Below are 8,342 nucleotides of genomic sequence, written 5' to 3'. Positions count from 1 at the left end.
ACATGGGTTTCTTCGTTTCATTCAATAGGAGAGGGCATGCGCGATTACAAGTGGCTGCACGAATACTGTCTGAACCGCTTCGGTTCGGCGGCTGAACTGGAAGCCCATCTGCCCGTTCCCAAGACTCCCGCGCAATTGCGCAAGATCAGCGACGATCGTTACCTCTCGACCATGGCCCTGCGGGTATTCCGTGCCGGGCTCAAGCACAGCCTGGTGGACGCCAAGTGGCCGGCCTTCGAAGAAGTGTTCTTCAAATTCGACCCGGAAAAAGTCGTGCTGATGAGCGCCGAGCACCTCGAACGGCTGATGCAGGACGCGCGAATCATCCGCCACCTGGGCAAGCTCAAGAGCGTGCCGCGCAATGCGCAGTTCATTCTCGATGTGGAGAAGGACAAGGGCAGTTTCGGCGCACTGATCGCCGACTGGCCGGTGACCGATATCGTCGGTCTGTGGACCTACCTGAAAAAGCACGGCCATCAGTTGGGCGGGCTGTCGGCGCCACGCTTCTTGCGAATGGTTGGCAAGGACACCTTTGTGCCGAGCTATGACGTGGTCGCGGCACTGAATGCGCAGAAGATCGTCGACAAAGTGCCGACCAGTCTGCGCGATCTGGCGATTGTGCAGAACGCGTTCAACCAGTGGCATGAACAGAGTGGTGGACGGCCGATGAGCCAGATTTCGATGATGCTGGCTTACACCGTCAATCATTAAGAACGCGTCGCCCCATTCGCGAGCAAGCCCGCTCCCACAGGATCCTTGTTGAAACACAATATTGTGATCGACACAAAAACTGTGGGAGCGGGCTTGCTCGCGAAGGCGTCAGCTCAGGCGACGGAAATCTCGCCCTCGCCAGCCAGCTTGCGATTCAACTGATACCGCCACCGCACATACAGCAGCGCCGAGCAGAACAACGCCAGGCTCGCGACCATCTCCAATACGCCAAACAGCTGCCGGTTCGGGTCATACGCCGCCAGTGCGCCTTTGATGAAATACAGATTCACCACAAAACACATCCACGAGTGCGCGCGTGCGTTGCCCATCAGCATCCCCGGCGCGAGGATCAGCCACGGGATCAGCTCGACCAGCAGAATCACCCAGGGTCGGGCGCCATGCAGGTCGGCGAATACCAGGTAGTAAGCGGCGAGCAGCCCGGCGAGGCCGAAGAAGCACAGCAGGCTGAGGGCCCGCATCGCCTTGACGCGGGGTTCGAGCCACTCCACCGAGGGCAGGATTTTCGCCTTCTTCGCCACCCTCAGCCCTCCAGTTTTTGCGCGGTTTTCGCCAGGCGTGCGCCGAGTGCACGACACAGCGCCATCTCGTGCTGATCCAGACCTTTCTTGCCATCGGCGCCAGCGTGATGACTGGCGCCATATGGCGTGCCGCCGCCCTGGGTTTCCAGCAGCGCTGACTCGCTGTACGGCAGGCCGGTGATCAGCATGCCGTGGTGCAACAGCGGCAGCATCATCGACAGCAGGGTGGTTTCCTGGCCGCCGTGCAGGCTGGCGGTGGAGGTGAACACGCCGGCCGGTTTACCGACCAGTGCACCGGTCAGCCACAGGTTACTGGTGCCGTCGAGGAAGTACTTGAGCGGTGCGGCCATGTTGCCGAAACGCGTCGGGCTCCCGAGTGCGAGGCCAGCGCAGTTCTTCAGATCGTCGAGGGTGGCGTAGAGCGCACCTTCGTCAGGGATGCCCGGGGCCACGGCTTCGCACTCGGTGGAAATCGCCGGTACGGTACGCAGGCGCGCTTCGAGGCCGGCCTGCTCGACACCGCGGGCGATCTGCCGGGCCATCTCGTTGGTCGAACCGTTGCGGCTGTAATACAGAACCAGAATGTATGGCGCGCTCACGGCAACAGCTCCAGGATCTGCTCCGGAGGACGGCCGATCACGGCCTTGTCGCCGACTTCGAGAATCGGCCGCTCCATCAGTTTCGGGTGTTCGGCGATGGCGGCGATCAGTTGCGCTTCGCTGAGGCTGGTATCGGCCAGCTGAAGCATTTTGTATTCATCTTCTCCCGTGCGCAGCAGTTGCCGTGCGCTGATGCCGAGCTTGCCGAGCAAGGCCTTGATCTGCGCGGCGTCCAGCGGCGTTTCCAGGTAACGCACCACGTTCGGGGTCAGGCCACGGGCCTCGAGAAGTTCCAGTGCGCCGCGGGATTTCGAGCAGCGCGGATTGTGATAAAGCGTCAGATCGGTCATGGCGGGTCGCTTCTGGCGTAAAGTGGCGGCTATTCTAACTGTGCAGCGCGCAATCCAGAACCTTCAGAGGCGATGGGTCGCAGGCGCATCCAATTTTTGACCAGGGAACACGACATGACACGGCGATTGGCAGCGGCATTGACGATAATCGGGGCGTTGATGCTGGGGGGCTGCGGAAATGACTACGGCATTGACCAGAATGGTCAGAAGGTGGCGTCCGAGCGTCTGGATAAACAATGGGTAGTCATCAATTACTGGGCCGAATGGTGTGGCCCGTGCCGCACGGAAATTCCGGAGCTCAATCATCTGGCTGATGAGTTGAAAGGCAAGAACATCGGTGTGTTCGGGGTCAACTTCGACAACGTGCAGGGTGAAGACCTGAAGAGCGCCAGCGAGAAGCTGGGCATCAAGTTCACAGTACTGGCGCAGGATCCGGCGGACCTGTTCGACCTGCCGCGCAGTGAGGCCTTGCCGGTGACCTACATCATCGACAACAAGGGCAAGGTGCGTGAGCAACTGATGGGCGAGCAGACGGCGGCGGGGGTGATGGCCAAGCTGGAGGCGTTGCAGGCTGCCAAGTGAGTTGAATGGGCTTTTGTGGCGAGGGAGCTTGCTCCCGCTGGGCCGCGAAGCGGCCCCAAACCCTGCTGACTCGGTGTCTCCGGCAACGCGCGGTTAACGGTTTTGCGACTGCTGCGCAGCCGAGCGGGAGCAAGCTCCCTCGCCACAGTAACCTCAGTGTGCGTCTAAGGGGGTTAACCCTCTTCCAGCCACCAGCGCAACGGCTTGCCTTCCGCCGGCCAGAAGCGCATCTGCTCGATCGGCGAGATGTCCCAGCGTTCCACGCCTTGCAGCGCCTGCAGGAAGCGTTGTTCCTGCTCCATCAGCGCCGGCGCGCAGAGTTTGCGGGTCTTGCCGATCGGGCCGAAGCTCAGCTTGTCACCCTCGAGGGTGTACGGTGCGAACCAGTGGTTGCAGCCGCCATTGCCATACGCGCGGCCATCGTCACCGAGGGTCACGGTCAGGTGGCTGTAATCCATCAATGGCCGCTCGCCGATCCACTCCAGAATATAGCTGCGGTTCTGTTGCAACTGCACTGGCTCTGCGGCGCAGCCCACCAGACCGGCACCGACCAACAGGGGCAGGGCAAGGCGTTTCATCACGCAGGCTCCTGGCATTTCGGGCACAGGTGTTTTTCGCCAACGGCTTTCCAGCCCAGCTCGGCGATGCGCGCCGTGGCGGCCGGTTTCTCGGCGGTCTTGCCCAGCTTGGCGTCCACCGCGAACTCGAAGCTCAGCTCTTTGGCGCAGCTGTCGCAGTTGACCTGCCAGGTGTGGATTGCCAGTTCGCCGAATACCGGGCCCGTGGTCATCGCGGTCCATTGGCCCGGCGGATTGATCAGGTGGCGTACGGAGTCGACGGTCAGGCGCATGGACAAATCCTTGCTGCCTTTGAGGGTGACCAACAGGACGTCACCGTTACGGATCGAGCCACCGTTGCCGGTGACCTGATAGCGGCCCGGTACGAGGGCGCGGCATTCGGTGAGGGTGTGTTGCGGGTTCATCAGGGTGTAGCGGAAATCGTGTTCGACCATGGGTCCTCCAAATCTGCGCGACATGCTAGCACGGGCTGGATTGCAGGATGGCGTACGTGTGCGACCTTCGATCCGGTTCAAATTGCTCGGCGCTCATGGCAAACTGCCGCCCTTCAATCTGAGGGAACGGAACATGGCGCTGATCGAATGTTATGAATGCAAGCGGAGCATCAGCTCTGAAGTCAAGGCGTGCATTCATTGTGGTGCTCCGATGGCTCAGCAACACGGGCACAATCCGCAGCCGACGGTCGCCGCTGCCGCGACGACAATTTCATTTGGCAGTCTGCCGCGCAACAAGTCCGTGCCTGAAGCCTTCGTCCCGCCGCCAGCCCCGGAGCCAGCGCCGAAAGTGACACCGGCAGCAGTCGGTCGCCGTCGTCGGCAGCCCGAGCCAACCCCTCAACTTCAGCCCAACGCCGACGGTTCGCGTCCGGTGGAAGGCTGGTTGAAGATCATGGTGTTTCTGCTGCCGATGGTCTTTGTCTGGTTCCTGCTGCGTAACGGTCATTCGATGAAGCAGCGTTTTTTCGGTTTTGGCTGGCTGGCGCTGCTGATCCTGGCCTCGTCGCTGTCGCCGAAATAAGCCGGTAATCCTCAGCCCTCGACCTGGTTCTGCGGCGCGCCTGCAGCCCAGGTCGCGATGTTGTGCAGGGTGGTCGCGGCAATCGCGCCCAGCGCCTCGTGGGTCAGAAACGCCTGATGCGCGGTGATGATCACATTCGGGAAGGTCAACAGCCGCGCCAGTACATCATCCTGCAACGGCAAGTCGCTGCGATCCTCGAAAAACAACTGCGCCTCTTCCTCATACACATCCAGTCCCAGATAGCCCAGTTGGCCGTCCTTCAAGGCGTCGATCAGCGCGGGTGTGTCCACCAGACCGCCGCGTCCGGTGTTGATCAGCATCGCCCCCGGTTGCAAATGTGCCAGTGACTCACGGTTGATCAAGTGTTTGCTCTGCGCGTTGAGCGGGCAGTGCAGGCTGATGATCCGCGACTGCGCGAGCAATTCCGGCAGGCTCAGATAACGCGCGCCCAAGGCCACAACCTCGGGGTTTGGATACGGGTCGTACGCCAGTAACTCACAACCGAAGCCGTGCATGATTTTCGCGAAGGTCGCGCCGATCTGCCCGGTGCCGACGATGCCGACGGTCTTGCCCACCAGATCGAAACCGGTCAGGCCGTGCAGCGTGAAGTCGCCTTCGCGGGTACGGTTGTAGGCACGGTGCAGGCGCCGGTTGAGCGCCAGGATCAACGCCACCGCATGTTCGGCCACCGCATGCGGCGAGTAGGCTGGAACCCGCACCACGGCCAGCCCGAGGCGTTTCGCCGCGACCAGATCGACATGGTTGTAGCCCGCCGAGCGCAGCGCGATCAGCCGCGTGCCGCCGGCCGCCAGCCGCTCCAGCACCGGCGCGCTGAGATCGTCATTGATGAAGGCGCAGACCACCTCGTGCTGTTCGGCCAGGGCGGCGGTGTCGAGACTGAGCCGGGCCGGCTGAAAGTGCAGTTCTATTCCGGTCGGGCAATCGACGGCGAGGAAACTGTCGCGGTCATAGGTCTGGCTGCTGAAGACGATCGTGCGCATCAATTCCTCCTGGAACGGGGTGGCGAGTCAGCGTTGACGGCCACCACTTTAACGACGATTGCCGTTGCCGGTATTGCCGTGGATCAGGCGCTGATCCTGGCCTGAGTGGCGAGGCGATTGATCGCCCGCTCCAGCTCTTCCAGCGCTGCCACGGCTTTGGGATCGCCCTGTTTGAGCAGGGTTTCACTGCGCTGACAGGCCGCGCGCAATTGCGGCACGCCACAATATCGGGTCGCACCGTGCAGGCGATGCACGCGCTCAATCAATGCGTTCTGATCACGGGCTTCGCTGGCGGCACGAATTGCTTCGCGGTCGGCTTCCAGCGAGGCGAGCAGCATTGCCAGCATGTCGGCGGCAAGGTCCGCTTTGCCGGCGGCCAGGCGCAGGCCTTCCTCATGGTCGAGCACCGGCAGCTCATTGCTGCCTGCTGCGCTGTCGCTGGCGCGCTCCGGGCCTTGATTACGCAAGGCCAGACCGGTCCATTTCAGCACCACTTGCGCCAGTTGCCGCTCGCTGATCGGTTTGGTCAGGTAGTCATCCATGCCGCTTTGCAGCAAGGCGCGTTTTTCGTTGGCCATGGCGTGGGCGGTGAGGGCCACGATCGGCAACGGCGTGCAATGCCGTTCGCTTTCCCACTGGCGGATGGTTTCGGTGGTCTGGCGTCCGTCCATCCCCGGCATCTGCACGTCCATCAGCACCAGATCGAAGGATTCGCTCTGCACCGCTTTGACCGCCGCGTAGCCGCTTTCTACGGCCAGAACCTTGGCGCCCATGTCTTCGAGCAAGGTCTGCACCAGCAACAGGTTGGCCGGGTTGTCGTCGACGCACAGTACTTTCGGCGCACGGCTCGACAGCGGTTCGCCCGGTTCGCTGCGTGGTTGGCGCGGGTTGGCCAGATCCGCCAGCGCCCGGCGCAGTTTGCGCGTGCAGGCCGGTTTGGCCTGCAACTGGCTATGTGGGTTCGGTACCGAGAGATGGAACAGCGTCTGTTCGGTGGTCGGGCACAGCACCAGTACTTTGCAGCCCAGGTGCTCCAGATCCCAGATGTGCTGGTTCAGACGCTCCGGGAGCATGTCGTTGCTGGTGATGCCGAGCACCGCAAGGTCGATGGCCTGATCGGTCTGGTGCGCGCCGGTGACGCCGTTGGTCAGGCTCTCCAGCGTATTGAACGGCGTGACGTCGAGGCCACAGTCTTCCAGTTGATGCTGCAGGGCCTGGCGCGCCAGTTCGTGATTTTCCAGTACGGCCACACGGCGTCCGAGCAGCGGCGGGGCCGGCAGGTCTTCGCTGTCGTCGCGGGCTTTGGGCAGGCTCAGGCTGATCCAGAATTCCGAACCTTCGCCTGGGGTGCTGTCGACGCCGATTTCGCCGCCCATCTGTTCGATCAGGCGCTTGGAAATCACCAGACCCAGACCGGTACCGCCAGGCTGGCGCGACAACGAGTTGTCGGCCTGACTGAACGCCTGGAACAACGCGCGCACATCCTGACTCGACAGACCGATGCCGGTGTCCTGAATGCTGATGCGCAGTTGCACGCTGTCTTCGTGTTCTTCTTCGAGCATGGCGCGGGCGACGATAGTGCCTTCGCGGGTGAACTTGATCGCATTGCTGACCAAGTTGGTGAGGATCTGCTTCAGGCGCAGCGGGTCACCGACCAGCGACAGCGGCGTGTCGCGATAGACCAGACTGACCAGCTCCAATTGCTTGGCGTGGGCTGCCGGCGCCAGGATGGTCAGGGTGTCCTGCAACAGGTCGCGAAGGTTGAATGGAATATGGTCGAGCACCAGTTTGCCGGCCTCGATCTTCGAGAAATCGAGGATCTCGTTGATGATCCCGAGCAGGCTGTCGGCGGACTTTTCGATGGTGCCCAGATAGTCGAGCTGGCGAGGGGTCAGCTCGCTTTTCTGCAACAGATGCGTGAAACCGAGAATGCCGTTGAGCGGCGTGCGGATCTCGTGGCTCATGTTGGCAAGGAACTCGGATTTGATCCGGCTCGCCTCCAGCGCCTCTTTGCGTGCCAGATCCAGTTCGATGTTCTGGATCTCGATGGTTTCCAGATTCTGGCGCACGTCTTCGGTGGCCTGATCGACGCTGTGCTGCAGTTCTTCGCGAGCGTTCTGCAGCGTGCCGGCCATGCGGTTGATGCCCGAGGCGAGCTCGTCCAGTTCCTGACTGCCGAGCGGTGGCAGGCGGGTTTCCAGATGACCGTCCTTGAGCTGGGCGACCGCGTGTTTGATCTGGCTCAGCGGGCGGTTGATGGTGCGACCCATGCGCAATGCGAGCAGGGCGGCACCGGCAAGGCCAGCGGCAATCAACAGCAGGCTGGCAAACAGGCTGCGATAACCGCGCAGCAGCATGCCGTTGTGCGACAGCTCCAGTTCGACCCAGCCGAGCAGACGGTCGGACTCTTGCGGAATCACGTCGCCGGCAAGATTGCGATGCTTGCCGAACACCGGCATGAGGTAACGGGTGGCGTCATTGCCGCTGCGCCGTTGCAGTTGCGCACTGTCGCCGCTGGGCGCCTGATTGAGCATGGTCGGGCCGGCGTGCGCCAGCGGTGTGCGGTCGGGGGCGAGGAAGGTGACGGCGCGCACGTCGGGTTGTTCGAGAGACTGGGTGGCGATGCGTTCCAGCAGATCGGTGTTGCCGTGGCCCATGGCGGGCGCCACCAGCGGCGCCAGTTGCTCGGCGATCATTTCACCGCGCTGCATCAGTTGGGTCTGCAGGTCGGACTGTTGCATCCAGGTGAAATAACCACCGAGAACCAATGCCATCAGGCTGGTCGGCAACAGGGTCAGCAACAATACGCGACCTTTGATTCCCAGTTTCTTGAGCACACCCATCTCCTGCATCCCGCTGAACTGTTGACTCTTACGTGCATCCGGCACGCGACATTGGCGCAGTGTAGCGATTTGCAGGCAGGCAATCTTCGGAAAAATGATGTCGTCTTCGGTCGACAGCGCAT

Annotated in this window: 10 protein-coding genes; 3 read left to right on the top strand and 7 right to left on the bottom strand. The window is 62.1% G+C overall.

What is annotated here, in order from left to right:
- The first annotated feature begins 36 nt into the window (after positions 1-36).
- Positions 37-711, top strand: coding sequence for a DNA-3-methyladenine glycosylase I (locus NTD85_RS05575; protein ID WP_103485456.1), 675 nt, complete (start codon positions 37-39; stop codon positions 709-711).
- Positions 712-824: 113 nt separating this feature from the next.
- Here the strand turns inward: NTD85_RS05575 and NTD85_RS05570 are convergent, their stop codons facing one another.
- Genes NTD85_RS05570 through arsC form a run of 3 tightly spaced genes read right to left on the bottom strand, consistent with a single transcriptional unit; the run spans position 825 to position 2,199 of the window.
- The gene (locus NTD85_RS05570) at positions 825-1,250 is read right to left on the bottom strand and encodes a DUF2069 domain-containing protein (RefSeq protein WP_103520568.1); all 426 of its coding nucleotides are present in this window, start codon (positions 1,248-1,250) and stop codon (positions 825-827) included.
- A 2-nt stretch (positions 1,251-1,252) separates the two neighbouring features.
- Positions 1,253-1,849: an NAD(P)H:quinone oxidoreductase gene (wrbA, locus tag NTD85_RS05565; protein ID WP_103485458.1), complete on the bottom strand. Its 597-nt coding sequence runs from the start codon at positions 1,847-1,849 to the stop codon at positions 1,253-1,255.
- On the bottom strand, positions 1,846-2,199 hold the full coding sequence (gene arsC, locus NTD85_RS05560; RefSeq protein WP_201136851.1) for an arsenate reductase (glutaredoxin): 354 nt from the start codon (positions 2,197-2,199) through the stop codon (positions 1,846-1,848). The genes wrbA and arsC overlap by 4 nt, the downstream gene beginning before the upstream one ends.
- Before the next feature lie 114 nt (positions 2,200-2,313).
- Here arsC and NTD85_RS05555 point away from each other — a divergent pair, with 114 nt between their 5' ends.
- Positions 2,314-2,781 (top strand): TlpA family protein disulfide reductase, encoded by a 468-nt coding sequence (locus NTD85_RS05555; RefSeq protein ID WP_262141634.1) that lies wholly within the window; start codon positions 2,314-2,316, stop codon positions 2,779-2,781.
- Positions 2,782-2,954: 173 nt separating this feature from the next.
- Here the strand turns inward: NTD85_RS05555 and NTD85_RS05550 are convergent, their stop codons facing one another.
- Together NTD85_RS05550 and NTD85_RS05545 are read right to left on the bottom strand one after the other, a co-directional pair.
- Positions 2,955-3,359 (bottom strand): META domain-containing protein, encoded by a 405-nt coding sequence (locus NTD85_RS05550; protein ID WP_003227175.1) that lies wholly within the window; start codon positions 3,357-3,359, stop codon positions 2,955-2,957.
- Complete coding sequence (locus tag NTD85_RS05545; RefSeq protein WP_262141633.1) at positions 3,359-3,793, bottom strand: hypothetical protein; 435 nt, start codon at positions 3,791-3,793, stop codon at positions 3,359-3,361. Before NTD85_RS05545 ends, NTD85_RS05550 begins: the two co-directional genes overlap by 1 nt.
- Before the next feature lie 133 nt (positions 3,794-3,926).
- Here NTD85_RS05545 and NTD85_RS05540 point away from each other — a divergent pair, with 133 nt between their 5' ends.
- Positions 3,927-4,376, top strand: a complete 450-nt coding sequence (locus NTD85_RS05540; protein ID WP_262141631.1) for a hypothetical protein — start codon at positions 3,927-3,929, stop codon at positions 4,374-4,376.
- Between the two features lie 11 nt (positions 4,377-4,387).
- On the opposite strand, the gene NTD85_RS05535 is transcribed toward NTD85_RS05540, so the two are convergent.
- Both NTD85_RS05535 and NTD85_RS05530 read right to left on the bottom strand, forming a co-directional pair.
- Positions 4,388-5,377 carry a 2-hydroxyacid dehydrogenase gene (locus NTD85_RS05535; RefSeq protein WP_262141630.1) on the bottom strand — a complete coding sequence of 330 codons (990 nt, stop codon included), beginning with the start codon at positions 5,375-5,377 and terminating at the stop codon, positions 4,388-4,390.
- 83 nt (positions 5,378-5,460) lie between these two features.
- The gene (locus tag NTD85_RS05530; RefSeq protein ID WP_103521846.1) at positions 5,461-8,214 is read right to left on the bottom strand and encodes a response regulator; all 2,754 of its coding nucleotides are present in this window, start codon (positions 8,212-8,214) and stop codon (positions 5,461-5,463) included.
- Positions 8,215-8,342: the final 128 nt, after the last annotated feature.

Source organism: Pseudomonas sp. 13B_3.2_Bac1, from assembly GCF_025466205.1.
In the GTDB taxonomy this organism is placed as follows: domain Bacteria; phylum Pseudomonadota; class Gammaproteobacteria; order Pseudomonadales; family Pseudomonadaceae; genus Aquipseudomonas; species Aquipseudomonas fluorescens_H.
Note: the sequence above shows the minus strand (reverse complement) of the source record. Positions and strands in the feature narration are given on the sequence as shown.